Raw genomic sequence first — 19,511 nt, 5'->3', positions numbered from 1 at the left:
CTGGGAGGTTGAATCGTTCACACGCTGCCCGGATCAGGCCCCACACGCTCGGCCGCTACCAGGAATGTCTGCAGCAGCATGTAAAATAACCACGGTTAAGCAAGCTTTTTCCAAGGAGAGTCGTTCACGTGGCTGAGCAACAACCGAACTACGACGCGTCATCGATCACCATCCTCGAGGGGCTGGAGGCCGTCCGCAAGCGTCCCGGTATGTACATCGGTTCCACCGGCAGTCGCGGCCTACACCACCTCGTGTGGGAGGTCGTGGACAACTCCGTCGATGAGGCAATGGCAGGTCACGCGGACAAGGTCGAGGTCACGCTGCTTGCCGACGGCGGAGTTCAGGTCGTGGACAACGGCCGCGGCATCCCCGTGGAAATGCACCCGTCGGGCGCGCCGACAGTCCAGGTGGTCATGACCCAACTGCACGCCGGCGGCAAATTCGACTCCGAGTCTTATGCTGTTTCCGGTGGTCTCCACGGTGTGGGTATCTCTGTGGTGAATGCGCTGTCCACCCGCGTTGAAGCGGACATCAAGCGCGATGGCAAGCACTGGTACCAGAACTTCACCAACGCGATCCCGGACGACCTGGTCGAGGGCGATAACGCCCGCGGCACTGGAACGTCGATCCGGTTTTGGCCGGACGCGGAGATCTTCGAGACTGTCGAGTTCGACTACGACACCATTTCCCGCCGCCTGCAGGAAATGGCCTTCCTGAACAAGGGTCTGACCATCACCCTGAAGGACGAGCGCGTCTCCGATGAAGAGCTCGAGCTTGAGGCGATCGCCGAAGAAGGCGACACGGCTCAGGTTGTGGAGGGGGATTCGTTTGCGGATGAGGATGTCGTCGATAAGCACGAAGACGGCGACGTCGCTCCGACCTCGAAGAAGAAGCGCGAGAAGAAAGTCACCTACCACTACCCGAACGGGCTGGTGGATTACGTGAACTACCTCAACCGCACGAAGACGGCGATTCACCCGACCATCGTCGGTTTTGAGGCGAAGGGTACTGACCACGAGCTCGAGATTGCGATGCAGTGGAACGGCGGCTTCAAGGAGTCTGTCCACACCTTTGCCAACACGATCAACACGCACGAGGGCGGCACGCACGAGGAGGGCTTCCGCGCGGCACTGACCTCCCTGATGAACCGGTACGCGCGCGAGCACAAGCTGATCAAGGACAAGGACCCGAACCTCACCGGCGACGACTGTCGCGAGGGCCTGGCCGCCGTGATCTCTGTGCGCGTGGGCGACCCGCAGTTCGAGGGCCAGACCAAGACCAAGCTGGGCAACTCCGAAATCAAGGGCTTTGTGCAGCGTGCGGTGAACGAGCACCTCAACGACTGGTTCGATGCAAACCCGGCGGAGGCAAAAGTCATCATCAAAAAGGCCGTGTCTTCCTCTCAGGCTCGTGAGGCTGCGCGCAAGGCCCGTGAGTCGGTGCGCCGCAAGTCCGCAACCGATCTGGGCGGTTTGCCCGGCAAGCTCGCCGACTGCCGCTCGAAGGACCCGGTGGCCTCGGAGCTGTTCATTGTGGAGGGCGACTCCGCGGGCGGTTCGGCCAAGCAGGGCCGCGACTCGATGTACCAGGCCATTCTCCCTCTGCGCGGCAAGATTCTGAATGTGGAGAAGGCGCGCCTTGACCGCGTGCTGAGCAACAATGAGGTCCAGGCGATCATCACGGCGCTGGGCACGGGCATCAACGACGAATTCGACATCTCCAAGCTGCGCTACCACAAGATCGTGCTCATGGCCGACGCCGATGTGGACGGCCAGCACATTGCGACGTTGCTGCTCACGCTGCTCTACCGCCTCATGCCGGAGCTCATCGGCGATGGCCACGTGTTTTTGGCCAACCCGCCGCTGTACAAGCTGAAGTGGCATAAGGGCGAGCCGGGTTACGCCTACTCCGATGCGGAGCGCGACGCTGAGCTGGAAGAGGGCCTCAACGAGGGCCGCAAGATCAACACCGACGACGGTATTCAGCGCTACAAGGGTCTCGGCGAGATGAACCCGGGCGAGCTGTGGGAGACCACCCTCGATCCGGAGAACCGCATCTTGCGCCGCGTCGAGCTTGAGGATGCCCAGCGCGCCGACGAACTCTTCTCTATCCTCATGGGCGATGATGTCGCTGCCCGCCGGTCCTTCATTACCCGCAAGGCGAAGGACGTGCGCTTTCTCGACGTTTAGGAGGTTTTCCCCTCAAACTTGGGCGCTCTCCCCGCCAGTGCTGGCACAATAGCCTGCATGACGTCCGTGGATGAGCATTACACCTTGTCGTACCTGCCGGATCACTCTGTGAGCACGGTTTATTGTTTCGAGCCGAAAGAGCCGCGCGCCGGCGCGCCGCTGGTGATGATGTGGCCCGGGTTCGGCATGGGTGCGCGGTATTACCGTCCGTTGGCGAAGGAACTGGCGTCGCGCGGGTACTACGTGGCTATCGGTGAGTTGCGCGGCCAGGGCACGAACACCACGAAAGCGATGCCGGATAACCAGTGGGGCTACCACAACTTGGCATCGGAGGATTACCCGGAGGGCATCAAGGCGGCGAAGAAGGAGCTCTCGCTTCAGCCCAACCATCCCACTTATCTGCTGACACACTCCATGGGCGGCCAGGTGGGCTCGATGTTCCTGGCACGGCCGGAGGCTAAAGAGCTCAACGTCCAGGGTCTGATGGGAGTCGGTTCCGGCAGCCCCTACCACCGCGGTTTCACCGGGAAGGACCACGTGCGCGCTCTGCTTGGCGGGCAGATGATGGGCCAGGTGGCCAAGCTGCGCGGCGTGTGGCCGGGCGGCGCATTAGACATCGCCGGCTATGGTCGCCAGTCGGGTCGGCATGTGTACGAGTGGTCGCGCTTTAGCCGCATGAACACTATCGCGGATCTTCAGGGTCAGGACATCAACTACGCCGAGGAAATCAAGAACGTCCGCGTCCCGGTGCTGCTGACCCGGTTTGCGAACGATTCCGAGTGCACCCTTGAATCCTGCGAGTACCTTCTCGAGCACCTAGAGAAAGCACCACGTAAGGCCGAGGAGCTTCCCGGCCGACTGGGCCACAACCGCTGGGCTCGTGAGCCGAGAATCGTGGCGGACCGTTTCGAGGAGTTCGTCGCGCAGCAAATCTAGTCCCACGAAACCCCGTCGCTGAAGGCAGTTACCGTCCCGATACCGCCTGAGGTTTTAGCCGAAAAACTGGTGAATGCTTAAGCCCGTTCTAAGCTTCACCCGGTTCCGTAGCGTCACCTGTTTATACACGTAAACCGAGCTAGTAGTTACGTACCGATTGTGCAAAAGTATCGTCTGGATCCTCCGGTTCCTCAGGTTCTTCCGACCGGGGCAGCTCCGGTTCCAGCGCGGGCACGGTCCCTGCGCCGGAGGCTGAGCCAGCAGCGCCCGGCTCCGAGTAACCGAAGATAACGCTAAGGCGGTCACCCTTTTCGGTGGCCGCCTTTCGCCTTCCCTGGGGATGTTTTCAACGATTCTCCCTCGGCGGTCACTCCCGGCTGGTATAAAAAGAGACACGTGACACGGGGTGCCCTCTGGGGGCTGAGATAAGACCCGTTGAACCTGATCCAGTTTGGACTGGCGGAGGGAATGTCACGGGGACGCTCCTGCGCACCAGTGCGCGTGCACCCGTGGGCCTTTCGCCAGGAGGAAAGAAAGGCCCGAGGACAATGAAGATCTCCAAAAAGCTCGCAGTGTTCATGGCTGCGTTGGCGGGAGTGTTCATGCTCACCGCATGCGCGGACAGTGCAGACCAGGCAGGCGGTGGTGCCGGCGGCGCTGGCGGCGACAAGATCCGCATCGCGCTGGACTGGACGCCGAACACGAACCACACTGGCCTGTACGTGGCCATCAACAAGGGCTACTTCAAAGACGCCGGTTTGGATGTGGAGGTTCTGCCGTACAACGACTCCAACCCGGATCTCATGGTCGATGCCGGGCAGGCGGAGTTCGGCGTGAGCTTCCAGGACACCGCTACGATCACTATGGCTGCTGGGGCAGACGTGCGCTCGGTCCTCGCGGTCCAGCAGACCTGGTCCACTGAGGTCTCCGTTTTGGCGGACCGCGACGAGATCAAGAGCCCGGCTGACCTGGACGGCCTGACCTACGGCGGCTTCGCTAACCCGTCGGAGGAAGCCACCATGCGCGGCGTCATCCAGGCCGCCGGCGGCAAGGGCGACATCGAGACCGTCACCCTGGGCACCAGCGCGTATGAGGCGCTGTACAACGGCGACGTGGACTTTACCGTCCCCTTCGTCGCCTGGGAGGGCATTGAGGCCGCAGATCGCGGCGTCGAGCTGAAGAACTTCGCCTACACCGACTACGGCTTCCCGGACTGCTACAACGTGATCATCCTGGGCAACGGCACCTGGCTGGAGAAGAACCCGGAGCAGGCGAAGAAGTTCGTCCAGGCACTCCAGCGCGGCTACCAAGACTCGGTCGATGACCCGGATGCTGCAGCCCAGATCCTGCACGAGGAGAACTCGGACCTGCTGACGGACGTGGACTTCCTCAAGCGCAGCCAGCGCATGCTCGCCGAGAAGTACATGCTCGATGAGGGCGGCAAGTTCGGCCGCCAAACCGAGGAGCACTGGGCTGAGCTGGGCACGTTCCTGGGGGAGCAGGGCCTGCTTGTGGATGCCAACAACAAGCCGCTGACCGAGGACCCGGACTGGTCGACCTACTTCACCAATGAATACCTCGCGGATTAGCGTCGTCACGCCGGTCGTCTTCCTCACCGCCCTCATTGCGGTGTGGGAGGCTGCCGTGCGCCTGACCGGGGTCCGCCCGCAGATCCTCCCGGCGCCCAGCCGGGTGGTCACCGCCGGGTGGGAGCAGCGCGAGGTCATTGCCGGCCACGCCGCGTCCACGCTGGGCGTCACGCTCGCTGGCTTCGCGCTGTCTATGGTGTGCGCGTGGTTCATTGCCATCGCGGTGGACTTCTCGCCCACACTCAAGCGCGGCCTCATCCCGCTGCTGGTGGCCTCGCAGACGATCCCCGTGATCGCCATCGCTCCGCTGATGATCATTTGGTTCGGCTTCGGCATGCTGCCGAAGATGCTCGTGGTCGCTCTGGTCACGTTCTTCCCGGTGGCCATCGGGCTGATCGAGGGTTTTGACCGCACTGACCGCGAAGCGTCGAACCTGTTGCGTTCCATGGGGGCCAGCCGCTGGCAGGAATTCAGTTTGGTGAGGTTGCCGTCGGCTCTCCCGTCGTTCTTCACGTCCTTACGCATTGGCATCACCTACGCCGTGACGGGCGCGATTTTCGCTGAGTACGTTGGTGCGCGCCAGGGCTTGGGCATTTACATGAGCGTGCAGAAGAACGCGTTCCGGACGGACCTCGTGCTCGCGGCGGTGGCCGTGACGGCGGTGCTCAGCATCGCGCTGTACCTTTCCACGTACCTCATTGAGCGTGCCGTCATTCCGTGGCACGCGGCCGAAAGGAGGGCGCGCCGTGGCTGAAACACCCCGCCTCTCACTCCAGTCCGTCAGCCGCACATTCGGGGCGTTGCACGTGCTTGACGGTGTCTCCTTCGACGTCGCGCCGGGGGAGTTCGTCTCCCTCGTCGGGCCATCGGGCGCGGGCAAATCAACGCTGTTCAACATCATCGCAGGCCTCGACGCGCCCGGCGCAGGCACAGTGCTTTTCGACGGCACCCCCGCCGCCGGCCGCCGCGACCTCACCGCCTACATGCCCCAAAAGGACTTGCTCTTCCCATGGCGCAGCATCTTGGCGAACGCGGCACTCGGGTTGGAAGTCCAAGGCGTGCCGCGGAAGGAAGCGCGCGCCCGGGCCCGCGCATGGTTCCCCCGCTTCGGCCTGGACGGTTTCGAGGACTCGTTGCCCTTCGAGTTGTCCGGCGGCATGCGCCAACGTGCCGCGCTGCTGCGCACGGTGGTGCAGGAGCGCAGCACCCTGCTTCTTGATGAGCCGTTCGGCGCCCTCGACTACCTCACCCGTCAAGAACTCCAAACGTGGATGCAGCAGGTGTGGGCCGACAACTCGTGGACGGCGCTGCTGATCACCCACGACGTGCGCGAGGCCGTCATGCTGTCTGACCGCGTGGTCGTGTTCAGCCCGCGGCCGGCCACGGTGCGCGAGATCGTGGAGATCGACTTGCCTCGCCCCCGCGGGATCGATGTGCTCGCATCCCCGGAGTTCGGTGAATACGAACGGCAGATCCTGTCGCTGCTTTAACTTTCTTTGATTCCGTGGGCTGACCCCACGGAATCGAGCGCCTGCTGCCAAAAGTCGCGCTCGAGGCGCGATGCGGTGCGGAAGATGTCCAGCAGGCGCTCAAACCGCGGTGTCCCCACGAGGTCCTCGGCGGGCATCTCGGCAAGCCGGTCCAGCGTCTCGATGGATGCCTGGCCCATGCCTTGGAAGTCCTCGGCGGCGTAGGTGGTGATCCAGTCGCTGTACGGGTGATCCTTGCGGCCCTCCAGGCGCGGGGCAAGGTATGTGCCGATCTCGGCGTACCCGATCTGGCACGGAGCCAACGCAATCTGCAGCTCCAGCACGTCACCGGCCAGACCCGTGTCGATCACGTAGCGGGTGTAAGCCACGGTGCCCATCTTCTCCGGGGCGCGGTCGAGCTCGTCTTCGGAAATGCCCCACTCGGCGGTGAGCTTCCGGTGCAGCTTCGTCTCGTCGATAATGCCGGACATCGCGGTGCTCACGGCTTCAATCTCCGACAGACGACGGCTCTTGAACGCGGCCAGGGCATGCGCCCGGGCGAAGTGCACGAGGAAGAGGTAATCCTGCACGAGGTAGTCTTGGAAAGCTTCGAGGGGCAGTGTGCCGTCGCCAAGCTTTTCCACGAACTCGTGCTTCGTGTATTCCTCCCACTCCGGCGCGCGGGACTTCAGTTCTTCATACAGCGTGGTCATGGTTGCTCCTAGTTAGTGTTGATCGGCTCGGCGTAGGCGGCGTCGAAGAAGTCGAGCTCAAGTGCCACCGCGCGGCCGAAGAAGTCGCTGAGAACCTGGCGGGTCTCCTCGTCCTTCTCGCCGAGGCGGTCGACCTCGCTACGCAGGAACTCCACCAGGGTGTGGAATTCGGGGTAGTCGTGCAGCTCAATCCACTCGTTGTGGACGAAGCTCTCCGGGCGATCCTCCGGGGCCTTGACGGCCCAGTCGAGGTAGAGCCACTCGGCGACGACCAGCACACCGAGCGCCGCCGCGTAGGAGCGCGTCTCCGCCGCCTCACGCATCAGGCCGGTGAAGCCTGCCGTGGCGTCCGAGTCCGGGATCTCCTTGCGCTGCTGCTCGCTCACGCCCAGCTCGTCGAAAGAGCGCAGGAAGTAGGTGTTCTCATCGCCTGCGACCTCGCCGATGAACTGGGCCAAGCGCAGGCGCGGCGCCAGATCGTCCGCAGTGGACATAGCCGCGCCGAGCAACTGCAGGAAGCTGTCCACGAACCGGTAGTCCTGGACCAAGTAGGAGGCCATGACGCCGGGGTCAATGGTGCCGTCGAAAAGCTCCTGCACAAAGCGGTGATTGACTGCTGCATCCCACGTTTCTCGGTGGGTGTTGCGCAGCTCGTCGGTAAATCGTGCATCAGTCATAAGGACATTCCTCCGCGAATTCGAATTCGATCAGGTTCAGCGGGTGTGATCTCAGCCGGACTAGTTGCCCGGCACCCCGTGTCGTATGAGTCCACGCTACCGGAAACGCGGACTCCCCGCGGCGCCGTTTTCACGGCCTCCGCGGGGAGTCGGTACAGGTTCAAGTTGCAGTCCTTCCGCCACAGCGCCTCGTAATCACATCAGTCACTGCAACCACAACGGTTCACAACTTTAACATCAGTGGGGGAGGGGCGCCACTTTCCGCGTTGAAAAGTTTCTCAGCGGCCTAAAACTGCAGGTTTTTGGTGAAATCCTGGATAGCCTGCTGCACCTGCGGCAGCTTGAGAATGGCCCCGGCAAGGACAGCCAGTGCCGCGAAACCCAGCCCGACCGAGATCGGCGCGAAGCCGGTGTACGCGCTGCCGAGCGGTGGTTCTTTCGGCGTTTCCCAGCCATCCGGGATCTTGTCGGCGTTGTCCTTTTGCGAGGATGCTGAGCTGAACGCCTGCAGCGCCGATCCGCTGCCACTGGAATCAGCCGCCTGAGCAGCCGGAACCGAGAGCAGCGACGCCGACAACGCAGCCGCAGCGAAAGCAGTGGTGAGCTTCTTCATAGTTAGCTCTTGGCGTGGCGTTCAACGATGTCGCCGAACTCAGGCAAAACCGGGGCCACGATCTTGCCCACCTTGCCGCGTAGCGACGAATACACCTTCCCCACAGCCGCCGGCGCCCGATCCGCGAACGAATCGCCGATTTTCAGCACCGAATCGGTGACCTCGTCCTCATTGGCGGCGAGGTAGGCGCCGAACGAGTCCTTGTCACCGCCGGACTGGTACTTGTCCCAGTGCGGAGTCAGCTCCTCGACGATGTTGGGCAGGAGCTGGTTGATGCCTTTGCGGAGGGCGTCGTCGTCGACACGCGTGGCAGCGCCAACCGCTCCCTTGATTGCCATGCCAGTCACACCGGACTGGTTGGACACAGTTTCGTTGGCCAGATTGGTCAGGTCGCCCACGACAGCGTCGCGGGTGGGGTCGTTGAGAATTGCTTTCAAGTCACTCATGCCAGCTATCGTATGCAGAACTGCACAGCTCGCGCACAGCAAGGGTCGAGGTGGGGTCTTGCTGGCGTGCGTGAGTTTAGAACGGCAGGCGGAATCCGCCGTTGTTCTGCATGAACGCGAAGATGGCCGCGCCGGCGGCACCCAGCAGCGCCAAGGCACCGAGCAGGATTCCGGCACCCGATGAGCCGTTGCCAAGGGTTGGGCCGGTCTGATTCGGGGTAGTCCGGCTGGACTCACCGACGGTGAACCTGATCTGGGACGCCTTCTTCGAATTATCAGGGAAAGTGGCCATCACCGAAAATTTCACCCTTGCGCCCCGGCCGGAGTTGGCGGGAGCCTTGGCGGTCACCACGCCAGTGCTGCGATCCACCGAGGCAGTCCAGCCGCTAGGGACCTCCCCCAATGCGAAGGTGGTGCCGGCAGGAACGTTCTTCTTGGTTGGAGCAGCGCTACCAGCCTTGTTGGCCGGGATTGTCACGGTCGGGTACGTGATCGTGGCGTTGTCTCGCTGCCACTGTCCCTGCTCGGAGATGGTGAAGTACAGCGTCTCCAGCTGGGTATTGCCGTTCGGGAACCAGACTTCGACGGCTACGGTGAACCGACCCGGCAGAAGATTGCCCTTCGGCTTAACGGTCACGTCGCCCTTGTGATTTATAGTCGCTTCCACGGTGTTGCGAAGCTGCGGGTTCAGGTCGTGGCGGATCTTGAAACTCGTGCCTGCAGGCAGGGACGCGGTCTGGCGGGCGGTGGCTGTCTCATTGCCGCGCATGGTCACCGATTCCCACACCGCTTTGTGCTCGTTCAGCTTTTGCTGCGCAGTGACCGTGGCTTGGTAAAACCCAACGTGGCGGCCTGCGCGCGTTTTCACGGTCACGGGGAACTCGATCCGCTTCTGGGAATTGTTCTCCTTGTTCACCGGTGCCTTAACGGTGACGACACCTGCCGAGTCAACGGAAAATTTAAAGCCTGCATACTCAGGCTGCACGGAGAACTGGTAATCACCCTCGGGGGTGCCCTGCGGGACAATGCGCACTTCGCCGCCGAAGCCTGTCTCGGCATCGGGCCAGGTCAGGCCTCCAACGGGTGCTTTTCCCGCAGTGGTCTGGGCGGTGGCAATCGGGGCGGTGGGTGCGCTAATGCCTGCACCGACGAGCGCGGTAGCGCTAACCAGCGCGATGGCCCGCATTGTGATCTTCATGGTTGTGGTCTCCAGGCAGTCTGATTCTTATACTTAAAATTGACTGCCAGAAGAGTAGCAAAACGTCATGAAATAGTTTCAGCCCAACGTACATAGACATCCCGGGCGGTCGACGCGAAAGCGCTATTGTCCCCACGCAGCGGCTCAAGCTTGACGACGCCCCGAGCCAAAGCCTCACCCGCCGCCACCGGCGAGTCGAAAACCGGGATGCCCTCGATCCGAGCACCGGGGATCGCGGCCGCAGCGCACAGGGCGGAGTAGCTGCGGATGGCGCCGCCGTGGTGGGCGCAGAACTCGTCAGCGATGATGAGCAGTTGTTCAGGCGTGAGCGGTTTCATGAGCGGTTCAAGGGTGCTGCGGTTTCAGGTCGCTGCGGAAAAGTTTACAAACTGGATTTCTGTCTGGAACTGTTGGTGCAGGTCAGAGCGTTTCGTTGGTCTAGATCGACGACAAGCTTGTCGAGTAATCCGCACGACGCCTCCGGCGAGTCTTCTATCGGTTAGTTCTGGCGTCCGGTCCCGGTTTTATGGCCTTCGAGGGGCCTTGCCAAACCCGCTCCTGCAATCGAGTTTGTCATCGTTTGCAGGAGGCCCGGCGGCGAAGGGTTTAGGAGCGGAAAGCAGGGCCCGGCGGCCAGGGGAGGGCAGGGCCGGCGGGCGAGGGGCGAGCGAAGGCCCACCCCGAGACGCACCTCTACCCCTCACCTGGCCGGGCGCGACGGATCCGGGCTTCCATCCCGGTGTATCCGGGGATGGTGTCGCGGGCGAGCTGGGTGACGGTGGCGTCGTCAAGCATGCGAGCTGCTGCGATGGCGACCGCTCTTTTGACTGCTTCCTGTTTTGAGCACCCCCATGCGGAGGCGAGCACAGTGAGCGCGCGGTCTTCCTCGGTGGACAGTCTGAGCGTCATTGCCATGCGTGAATGGTATCAAACTGATACCGCACGCCATCTCGGGAATGGCCTCAGTGGTGCGTAGACTGACCACTGACATGTCCAGAGATAGAAAGGTCTCACATTGAGTGACGACACTTTGAGCGGTGACACCTACGACCGCATTCTCCCCATCGATATCAATGAGGAGATGCAGACCAGCTACATCGATTACGCGATGAGCGTGATCGTCGGCCGCGCGCTGCCTGATGTGCGCGACGGCATGAAGCCGGTGCACCGCCGCATTATTTACGCGATGTATGACTCGGGGTACCGTCCGGAGCGCAGCTACGTGAAGTCCGCGCGCCCGGTGTCGGACACGATGGGTCAGTTCCACCCGCACGGTGACTCCGCGATTTATGACACGCTTGTGCGCCTCGCGCAGCCGTGGGTCATGCGGTATCCGCTTGTTGACGGCCAAGGTAACTTCGGCTCCCGCGGCAACGACGGCCCGGCGGCCATGCGTTATACCGAGTGCAAGATGACGCCGCTGGCGATGGAAATGGTCCGCGATATCCGTGAGAACGCGGTCGATTTCTCCCCGAACTACGACGGCAAGGCTCAGGAGCCGGACGTTTTGCCGTCGCGTGTGCCGAACCTGCTGCTCAACGGCTCGTCCGGTATCGCCGTTGGTATGGCCACGAACATCCCGCCGCACAACCTCGGTGAGCTGGCGGAGGCCATTTACTGGATCCTGGACAACCACGACGCGGACGAGAAGACCACCCTCGACGCCTGCATGGAGCGTGTGAAGGGCCCGGACTTCCCGACGGCCGGCATGATCGTCGGCGACTCCGGCATCCGCGACGCGTACACCACCGGCCGCGGCTCGATCCGCATGCGCGGTGTGACCGAGATTGAAGAGGTGGGCACGCGCCAGGTCATCGTGATCACGGAGCTGCCGTACAACGTCAACCCGGACAACTTCATCTCCGGCATCGCCGAGCAGGTCGCTGCGGGCAAGATGACCGGCATCTCGAAGATCGAGGACGAGTCCTCTGACCGCGTGGGCATGCGTATCGTGGTCACGCTCAAGCGCGATGCGGTACCGCGCGTGGTGCTGAATAACCTGTACAAGCACTCGCCGCTGGAGACGAACTTCAGCGCCAACATGCTCTCGCTTGTCGACGGCGTACCCCGCACCCTTCGCCTGGACCAGATGCTGCGCTACTACGTGGCGCACCAGATCGAGGTCATTGTTAGGCGCACCCAGTTCCGCCTCGACGAGGCCGAAAAGCGCGCCCACATCCTGCGCGGCCTGGTCAAGGCGCTGGACATGCTCGACGAGGTCATCGCGCTGATCCGCCGTTCCCCGACGGTCGACGAAGCGCGCGAAGGCCTGATGTCGCTTCTCGACGTCGACGAGGTCCAGGCCGACGCCATCCTGGCGATGCAGCTGCGCCGTCTGGCAGCCCTCGAGCGCCAGAAGATTGTCGACGATCTCGCTGCCATCGAGGCCGAGATTGCTGACTACAAGGACATCCTGGCCAAGCCGGAGCGCCAGCGTGCGATTGTGGCTGACGAGCTGCGCGAGGTCGTCGATAAGCACGGCGATGAACGCCGCACCAAACTCGTCGCCGCTACCGGCGACGTGACCGAGGAAGACCTCATTGCCCGTGAGAACGTCGTGGTCACCATCACTGCGACCGGCTACGCCAAGCGCACCAAGGTGGACGCCTACAAGTCGCAGAAGCGCGGCGGCAAGGGCGTGCGCGGTGCCGAGCTGAAGCAGGACGACGTGGTGAAGAACTTCTTCGTCTGCTCCACGCACGACTGGATCCTCTTTTTCACCAACTTCGGCCGCGTCTACCGGTTGAAGGCCTACGAGCTGCCGGAGGCGGGCCGCGCCGCCCGCGGCCAGCACGTGGCCAACCTGCTGGAATTCCAGCCGGAGGAGAAGATCGCCCAGGTCATCCAGATCCAGACCTACCAGGACGCCCCGTACCTGGTGCTGGCTACCCGCGACGGCCGCGTGAAGAAGTCCCGCCTGACCGATTACGAGTCCGCTCGTTCCGCCGGCTTGATCGCCATCAACCTCAACGAGGGCGACACCCTGATCGGCGCGTCCTTGGTGGGCGATGACGACGACATTCTGCTCGTCTCCGAGCAGGGCCAGTCCATCCGCTTCACCGCCGACGACGAGCAGCTGCGCCCGATGGGCCGCGCCACCGCCGGTGTGAAGGGGATGCGCTTCCGCGGCGACGACCAGCTGTTGGCCATGACCACCGTGTCCGACGGCCAGTACCTGCTGGTGGCCACCTCCGGCGGCTACGGCAAGCGCACCCCGATCGCGGAGTACAACCCGCAGGGCCGTGGCGGCATGGGCGTGATGACGTTCAAGTACACCCCGAAGCGCGGCAAGCTCATCGGTGCCCTGGCAGTGGAGGAGGATGACCAGATCTTCGCCATCACGTCAGCTGGTGGGGTGATTCGTACGGAGGTGAACCAGATTCGGCCGTCGTCACGCGCGACGATGGGAGTGCGCCTGGTGGACCTCGGTGACGACGTTGAGCTGCTTGCTATCGACGTCAACGTCGAGGACGAAGGCGAGCAGGAAGCCACCGCAGTGGCCAAGGGTGAGAAGACCCTCGAGGAGGTCTCTGACACCGTCTCCAGCGCCGCCTCCACCGAAGTCTCCGGCACGGCGGTGAACGTGAACTCCGTGGAGACCGACGAGGTCGGGGAGTCGCACGACTACGAGGATGAGGAGTAGGCCATGGCCGCACGCAACGTGACCCTCACCCGGATTCGGCCGGGCAGCGCCTTCAAGATCGGCATCCTGCTGTCGCTGATCGGCTTCGCAGCATGGCTGCTCGCCGTGACGGTCCTGTACTTCGTCATCGATGCAGCAGGTGTCGTGGACTCGATGAACTCGCTGATCGGCGGCGTCGGCGGCGAGACCGCGATCGATTTCCCGCTCGTGCTGGCCCTGGCCGGTCTGAGCGGGGCGACCGGTGTCGTCTTCGTCGCTCTCATGGCTCCGCTGACCGCGTTCATCTACAATGCGTTGGCAGACCTTGTTGGTGGCCTAGCCATCGAACTAACCGACCAGCAATAGGGCATGTGACCAGGCGATTTGGTTCTATCAAAGCGTCTGGGTAATGTTCTAGAAGTTCCGAGCGGGGCCTATAGCTCAGTCGGTTAGAGCGCATCGCTGATAACGATGAGGTCGCAAGTTCGATTCTTGCTAGGCCCACAAGTTCGGAACAAAGGGGCATTAGCTCAATTGGTAGAGCGCCTCCCTTGCAAGGAGGAGGTCAGGAGTTCGATTCTCCTATGCTCCACAGCTCAGACCCCCTGGCTTCGGCTAGGGGGTCTTCTTGTTGTGTGCGACGTCCGTAGGAGAAAGGCTGCCGAGCTCCGGGTCTCAAACTCATAAATCGAAGTGCGAAACTGCTAACTCCTGGCGGAGGGATACGTGGTCATGGTCGGGGGTCAGGGGAGAAAGGCCACGGTCTACAGCCGCGCTTAGAGGTTGGAATCTAAGAGTCAATGAAACTATGAAATGAATGGCTGAAATTCGCACTTTCATTCGCAGTTTGACACTTTGATTCTCAGTTTGATGCAAAGTGGGAATCTCAGAGACATGAACTAGACCCTTATCGTTCTTCCGGCCTGCAGTTACATCCGCGGTCCACGGGGATCATCAACCTGCCCAAAGTCGCCCGCGCGGTTTTTGGTGGCTTGGCATTCGGTGCCGGTAGTTCTAGAGGGTTGGCATTTCCCAGCTAGTCACCGCCTGAACTTGGCGGTTCGTTGCTGCACCCGGCATACGTTTGAGCATCCAGTTGCGCGCTGCCGCTATGCGAGCACCGCCGGTGTGCACAGAGCGCCCAACAAGCCTGGATTGACGGGCAATCTGCTGGCTTCGGCGCAGACGGTGCTCGTCGTAAGCGCTCAAATCCACAGTGCCCTTCTGGAGAAGCCCGGCAAGAACTGCAGCATCTTCTAGGCCCTGGCACGCGCCCTGACCGAGGTTCGGGGTCATGGCGTGGGCCGCATCGCCCACCAACACCACCTTGCCGGAGTGGTAACTCGGCAGGGGAGACGCCAACTCCTGGATGGGCAGGTACTGGATCGACTCATCCGGCGTTGAGCGAAGCAAAGCAGGAATGGGCTCATGCCACTGACCGAAGGCGTCCCTCAACTGGCTCAGGCCGGTCTCGCCGGGTTGAGCTTCCGGGCCGGTGCGGACAGCGAACCAGTAGACGCGGCCGTCGTGAAGCGGAACGGCGCCGAATCGAGCGCCTGCGCCCCAGGTTTCGAAGCCGGCGTCGAGTACCGGGCCCTCGGTGATTGCCCGCCACGCGCTGTAGCCTGCGTAACTGATTTCTGGGCCGTCAAAGCAGCTGCGGCGCACCGCGCTGCGGATCCCGTCTGCACCGACGACCACGTCGAACTGTTCCACCGCGCCGTTGGCGAAGGTGACAACGCCGGAGCTAGCGTCAACGGCCAAAGCCTCGGCGGAGGTGTGAATGCGCGCCTCAGGGATGTCGTCGATAAGCAGCGCGTGGAGCTCGGAGCGACCGAGCGCGAGTGAAGCTTTGGTGACCTCAGCTGGGATATGCGTCAGCCAATTCCCCTGGGGGTTGCGAATTCCACCCCGTAGAGGGACTTGGTTCTGTTGCAGCTCACGGAAGCGAGCGCCGATGCCTAAAGCATCGAGGGCGGCCAGACCGTTCGGGGCGAGGGTGATACCGGATCCACCACCGCGCACCTGTGAATGACTTTCGTAAACCTGCACGTCCATGCCGTTGCGGTGAAGTGCCGCGCCCAGTGCAAGACCCGAAATACCAGCGCCGATGATGCCTATTTTCATAGTCCCCGAGCTTACGGGGCGGCTGTGCTCCCCAGCCTGACTATCTCGCGTCAGGCACTGACCCGTCGACGAACACGAAGCGGGCATCACTCATCTCCTCCAGGGCGGCGCGTACACCCGCGGCGGTTCCGGACTCGGGGTGGTTCATATGGGCCAGCACAATCGCGCCGTCAGGCGCGTCCTGGATGCGGGCGGCGACCTGACTTGCGGAAGCTTTGGCTCCGTCATCACCATTGACTGAGAACCCAGCGATGCTCACGCCGAGGTCGCGGGCAATCTGCACGGCGACATCGTCGTAATGGGCAGTTCCGGAACGGAACCAGGTCGAATCGGCACCGAAAGAACGCAGCAACTCGCGGTTGACTTCGATCTCGTCAATAACCTCGGCGGGAGAGCTCGTACCGGCGATGCCGTAGGCGGATTGGCCATTCACCGACAAGGGTGCGTGGAGGGTGCCGTGGTTTTCGAGGCGGAAGAGGGGGTCGCTGTGAAGCGTGCGCGTCATGTCAGGGTTCTCCTCGATCCAGCGGTGGTTGAGGAAGAGCGTCGCGGGAACGCTGAACTCCCGAAGCGTATCGACGAGCGCCTCATCTACCCCCATCCCCGTCGGGCCGCCGCACGCGTCAAAGGTCAGGGCGATCGTGTGCGCGTCGGGCGTGGTGGGGACAGTGTCGGTGATGCCGTCCATGTGCAGATCGAACGTAGTGGGGGTAAGGGTCGCGTAGGTCTCAGCCGACGGCGGGGCAGTGGTGCTCGGTGTCGTGCTGGTCGGGGTGACTGCGGTGGTGCGCGTGCCGCTGGCCTGCGTGTTCCCCTCCAGATTGGCGCACCCGCCGAGCACGGCGGCACCGGCGGCGATGAGAGTGCCGGTGAGGAATTGTGCGCGACTGAACTGCTGATCCATTCCGCTTATCGTCATGGGCCGGCGGGCGGTGCGCAACAATGGCCTCCGAATTGTCCCCATCTGGGGGACGCGGCGGCGACGGGGAAGCGCGTTGACTACCAGGTATGCGTAGTTCAACGTTCATGTCTTTCACGGTGACAGATCCGCAATACCCTCGAAGGACCGGAGCCTTTAACTAAGGAGCAGTCGTCGTGGACTATTTCAAGAAGTTGTCGGACATTATCAAGGAATTGAAGAGCGGAGGCGACTTTCTTTTCCAGCTTGTCGGATTTGTCGCAGCAGTAACGACGCTTATCGCGTTGTACCGCCGGCAAACTCCAACTCAAGTTTGGGCGAGTGCAGTCGAGATGCTGGGTGCCCAGAAGGTCGGCGACAAGCTCGAAAACGAACTACCGCTGATCCTGGATCCGGATAAGCTTTCGGGAAACATCTTTCTGCTGCTCAGCGCGTTAACCGTTCTTAGTATGTCAATTGCACCCTTTTTCAAGGCGAAAGAAGACAACTGGCGCATTATAGAGCAGGCCAAGGGTTTGCTTGGGTGTCGTGCTGCCAGCAGTTTTTGGATCCTTCTGCTCGCAGCTGCCCAGTTCGTGACACCAACGCATGTACCGTTATGGGTCATCGGCTGTGGGTGCGTGCTTACACTTTTGTATCTCTTGGGCGGGTCGTTCATCTTGATGAGCACTAACCCGGCACCAGAAGGGGACTTGAAACCGGAGGATTACAGTTACCAGCACGGTTTACGTGATTTGTCTTGGGTGCTCAGTATGGTCGTTCTTGCTCTCATATTCGTGATCGCAGGGCCAATCTTTATCGCCGTACTTTGGCTCTGCTCTGTAGAGCGAGAGACCTTGAGAAAGACGAAGATCGAACTGGCTCGGGATAATGTCCCGTCAGGGTCTTTCGAAGTTACTCGTGGGACCGAAAAGCCGTAGAGCGCTCCTGCGAAACGTTCGGCAAGTTTGTTACTGAGTGTCGTGAGTACTCGCGAATTCGACGAGTCTTATTGCGCGATGTGCCCAGACACAAAACGAAAGAACCCTCCAGCAAATGAGCTGGAGGGTTGAGCTAACGCGGTTGGTTAGTTGCGGCGCTTAGGAAGTTCGGCTACTCGCTCGATTGGCGTAGTCCGCGTGGGAAACGAGCAGTTCGGAGGCCCGGTGGCGGCATCGGCCGCTTGGCCTGAAGGCGAGTCGGATGGGTGCTTTTCGGATCAGCTGTCCGCAGACTGTTTCTTAGTTTATCTTTACGTTATACTCATGAAACGATTTTGCAATCATTCCAGAGCGGATCTTGAGGCGGTCTACGGAACATGGATTCACGCACTAGCGGTTTCGCACGATTAACCCAGTTTCTTCAGGCACTTTTCCCGCAGCGCAACGCTCGTAACGCGTCGCTCGCAACCTGCGTGATCACAGCGCTGACGGCTTCCTTCCTGGTGGCTCCGCAGGCACAGGCGGAAGATACGACGACCTACCGCGGTACGAACGGTATTGGCATCGTCACCAAGCATGTCGATGACGCGACATCAGTCAGCGAGGTCGAAGAGTCCTTCCGGACCGCCAAGGAGATGGGTGTTGAGTGGACCCGTGTTGGCGCTCCGTGGTACCACATCGAGCGCGAGCGAGGTCACTACAACTGGAAGTTCCTCGACCAGACCGTTGAGATCGCTAAAAAGTACGACATCAAGGTCATGATGCAGGTCTCCACCGCACCTCAGTGGGCGACCAGCGTTGGAGACATGTCCGAGGCAGAGAAGAACTCGCTTGACCACTACAAGGACACCTACGCGCCGAAGCCCGAGTACTACAACGACTACGGGCGGTACTTCGCTGACGTGGTCAAGCGCTACTCTGCCCACGGAATCGTGGACTACGAAGTGTGGAACGAGCCGTCGATGCAGGGCTTCTGGAGGGAATCCTCCGAGCACCCGAACCCGAGCCCGGAAAGCTACACCAAGCTTCTGCAGGCGACGTACCCGAAGGCGCACGCTGCTAACCCGGGCGTGAACGTCATTGCTGGTGGTCAGGTTGTGCTTCCCACTTACGATGATGGCACCGTCGTCAACGGTGTGGAGTACCTCGAGCGGATGTATGACGCTGGTGCCAAGGGTAACTTCGACTCCTTGGCCCACCACCCCTACGGCATCGGTGCAGAGTACTGGGAATACAACGGCTGGGCCTACATGTTCGATGAGCCGAAGACGAAACGCTCCCCAGGCAAGTCCCTCCACTCCGTGATGTCCGCTCACGGTGACGGCCACAAGGAAATCTGGTTGACCGAGACCGGCCAGGACACCCTCAACGCCAACGAGCAGGTGCAGGCGGAGGCCTACCAGGACTACATGCAGGCCTGGAACGAAACCCCCAATCTTGGGCCGATCATCTTCTACCAGCTCCACGACCGCAAGCCCTACGGATCCAATGATAAGGAAGACTACTTCGGTGTTCTCCGTGCCGATGGTTCGTGGAAGCCGGCTGCCCACACCATTAAGAACTTCACCGGCGGTGATGACGCCACACCGGTCGAATCCGGAGCCGTGCCGCCGGCTGACGACGACATTGAGGTGGACTCCGGCGCACCCGTTCCTGCAGAAGGATCCGAGCCCTCTGAATCGTCCGAAGCCTCCCAGCCTTCGAAGCCCGATTCCGAAGAAAAGGCCGAGGCGAACAAGGAGAAGTCCGCACAAAAGTCGGACTCCGGAGATAGCCCCTTGGCTCGCCTGTGGACATCCATCTCTGGCTTCCTGCGCAATAACGTGTGGAAGAAGTTCCTGGACTTGTTCTCCTAGTACTCCCGGTAGGACTAACCCGAAGCTCCCGGTGGGTGTGCTCTAGCGGCACGGCCTCCCGGGAGCTTTCGCTATGTTGTCCCGCTGTTGGCAGGCCGTGCGGAAAAGTTGACAAACGTTTCCCCGGTTTGGGGCACCGAAAACCTTTTGACCTGCACAAATGGCGCTAGGCAGAAATCCAGTTTGTCAACTTTTCCGCAGGAGGCGGATGCCCTTGAGTCCTCAACGCTGAGCAAA

Annotated in this window: 18 protein-coding genes, 2 tRNA genes and 2 riboswitches; of the genes, 11 read left to right on the top strand and 9 right to left on the bottom strand. The window is 61.8% G+C overall.

The genetic code is table 11. From position 1 onward, the window contains the following. The first annotated feature begins 128 nt into the window (after positions 1 to 128). The 5 genes from gyrB (at position 129) to KBX19_RS02300 (ending at position 6,204) form a co-directional block, all read left to right on the top strand. Positions 129 to 2,189, top strand: coding sequence for a DNA topoisomerase (ATP-hydrolyzing) subunit B (gene gyrB, locus KBX19_RS02320; protein ID WP_255994644.1), 2,061 nt, complete (start codon positions 129 to 131; stop codon positions 2,187 to 2,189). A gap of 57 nt (positions 2,190 to 2,246) precedes the next feature. Further along, positions 2,247 to 3,125, top strand: coding sequence for an alpha/beta fold hydrolase (locus KBX19_RS02315; RefSeq protein WP_255994645.1), 879 nt, complete (start codon positions 2,247 to 2,249; stop codon positions 3,123 to 3,125). Positions 3,126 to 3,517: 392 nt separating this feature from the next. Then, a riboswitch (TPP riboswitch) is annotated at positions 3,518 to 3,611 on the top strand. A gap of 62 nt (positions 3,612 to 3,673) precedes the next feature. Further along, entirely contained in the window at positions 3,674 to 4,714 is a 1,041-nt protein-coding gene (locus KBX19_RS02310; protein WP_005287672.1) for an ABC transporter substrate-binding protein, read from the top strand. Then, positions 4,695 to 5,468, top strand: coding sequence for an ABC transporter permease (locus KBX19_RS02305; protein ID WP_005287669.1), 774 nt, complete (start codon positions 4,695 to 4,697; stop codon positions 5,466 to 5,468). Before KBX19_RS02310 ends, KBX19_RS02305 begins: the two co-directional genes overlap by 20 nt. Then, positions 5,461 to 6,204, top strand: coding sequence for an ABC transporter ATP-binding protein (locus KBX19_RS02300; protein WP_005287667.1), 744 nt, complete (start codon positions 5,461 to 5,463; stop codon positions 6,202 to 6,204). Before KBX19_RS02305 ends, KBX19_RS02300 begins: the two co-directional genes overlap by 8 nt. Here the strand turns inward: KBX19_RS02300 and tenA are convergent. The 7 genes from tenA to KBX19_RS02265 all read right to left on the bottom strand — a co-directional run bounded on the left by tenA (position 6,201) and on the right by KBX19_RS02265 (position 10,745). Beyond that, on the bottom strand, positions 6,201 to 6,896 hold the full coding sequence (gene tenA, locus KBX19_RS02295) for a thiaminase II (protein ID WP_255994646.1): 696 nt from the start codon (positions 6,894 to 6,896) through the stop codon (positions 6,201 to 6,203). The genes KBX19_RS02300 and tenA overlap by 4 nt on opposite strands. Positions 6,897 to 6,904: 8 nt before the next feature. Then, on the bottom strand, positions 6,905 to 7,573 hold the full coding sequence (locus KBX19_RS02290; RefSeq protein WP_255994647.1) for a TenA family protein: 669 nt from the start codon (positions 7,571 to 7,573) through the stop codon (positions 6,905 to 6,907). Next, positions 7,564 to 7,662, bottom strand: a riboswitch (TPP riboswitch). It overlaps the preceding gene by 10 nt. Before the next feature lie 197 nt (positions 7,663 to 7,859). Further along, complete coding sequence (locus KBX19_RS02285) at positions 7,860 to 8,186, bottom strand: hypothetical protein (RefSeq protein WP_005287657.1); 327 nt, start codon at positions 8,184 to 8,186, stop codon at positions 7,860 to 7,862. Between the two features lie 2 nt (positions 8,187 to 8,188). Continuing rightward, positions 8,189 to 8,632 (bottom strand): hypothetical protein, encoded by a 444-nt coding sequence (locus KBX19_RS02280; protein ID WP_005287654.1) that lies wholly within the window; start codon positions 8,630 to 8,632, stop codon positions 8,189 to 8,191. 76 nt (positions 8,633 to 8,708) lie between these two features. Then, on the bottom strand, positions 8,709 to 9,830 hold the full coding sequence (locus tag KBX19_RS02275; RefSeq protein ID WP_005287651.1) for a YPDG domain-containing protein: 1,122 nt from the start codon (positions 9,828 to 9,830) through the stop codon (positions 8,709 to 8,711). Positions 9,831 to 9,895: 65 nt separating this feature from the next. After that, a complete protein-coding gene (locus tag KBX19_RS02270) occupies positions 9,896 to 10,168 on the bottom strand; it encodes a TetR family transcriptional regulator (protein WP_255994648.1) in 273 nt (90 codons plus the stop codon). 355 nt (positions 10,169 to 10,523) lie between these two features. After that, positions 10,524 to 10,745, bottom strand: a complete 222-nt coding sequence (locus KBX19_RS02265) for a CopG family transcriptional regulator (RefSeq protein WP_255994649.1) — start codon at positions 10,743 to 10,745, stop codon at positions 10,524 to 10,526. A gap of 100 nt (positions 10,746 to 10,845) precedes the next feature. Here KBX19_RS02265 and gyrA point away from each other — a divergent pair, with 100 nt between their 5' ends. From gyrA to KBX19_RS02245, 4 genes are all read left to right on the top strand, one after another. Further along, positions 10,846 to 13,473: a DNA gyrase subunit A gene (gyrA, locus tag KBX19_RS02260; RefSeq protein WP_255997243.1), complete on the top strand. Its 2,628-nt coding sequence runs from the start codon at positions 10,846 to 10,848 to the stop codon at positions 13,471 to 13,473. Positions 13,474 to 13,476: 3 nt separating this feature from the next. Next, positions 13,477 to 13,818: a DUF3566 domain-containing protein gene (locus KBX19_RS02255; protein WP_005287639.1), complete on the top strand. Its 342-nt coding sequence runs from the start codon at positions 13,477 to 13,479 to the stop codon at positions 13,816 to 13,818. A gap of 64 nt (positions 13,819 to 13,882) precedes the next feature. Beyond that, positions 13,883 to 13,956: transfer RNA gene (locus KBX19_RS02250), tRNA-Ile, on the top strand. A gap of 15 nt (positions 13,957 to 13,971) precedes the next feature. Then, positions 13,972 to 14,044: transfer RNA gene (locus tag KBX19_RS02245), tRNA-Ala, on the top strand. A 422-nt stretch (positions 14,045 to 14,466) separates the two neighbouring features. Here KBX19_RS02245 and KBX19_RS02240 read toward each other — a convergent pair. Continuing rightward, positions 14,467 to 15,579, bottom strand: coding sequence for an FAD-dependent monooxygenase (locus KBX19_RS02240; RefSeq protein WP_255997242.1), 1,113 nt, complete (start codon positions 15,577 to 15,579; stop codon positions 14,467 to 14,469). A gap of 40 nt (positions 15,580 to 15,619) precedes the next feature. Beyond that, entirely contained in the window at positions 15,620 to 16,483 is an 864-nt protein-coding gene (locus tag KBX19_RS02235) for a polysaccharide deacetylase family protein (RefSeq protein ID WP_255997241.1), read from the bottom strand. Positions 16,484 to 16,674: 191 nt separating this feature from the next. Here KBX19_RS02235 and KBX19_RS02230 point away from each other — a divergent pair, with 191 nt between their 5' ends. Next, on the top strand, positions 16,675 to 17,418 hold the full coding sequence (locus KBX19_RS02230; protein ID WP_255997240.1) for a hypothetical protein: 744 nt from the start codon (positions 16,675 to 16,677) through the stop codon (positions 17,416 to 17,418). A 377-nt stretch (positions 17,419 to 17,795) separates the two neighbouring features. Next, on the top strand, positions 17,796 to 19,274 hold the full coding sequence (locus KBX19_RS02225) for a beta-galactosidase (protein WP_255997239.1): 1,479 nt from the start codon (positions 17,796 to 17,798) through the stop codon (positions 19,272 to 19,274). Positions 19,275 to 19,511: the final 237 nt, after the last annotated feature.

Origin of the sequence: Corynebacterium sp. CCUG 71335 (genome assembly GCF_024454075.1) — a bacterium.
Taxonomy (GTDB): Bacteria; Actinomycetota; Actinomycetes; order Mycobacteriales; family Mycobacteriaceae; genus Corynebacterium; species Corynebacterium genitalium.
The sequence above is the reverse complement of the archived record's forward strand: the minus strand, read 5'-3'. Positions and strand labels throughout refer to the sequence as shown.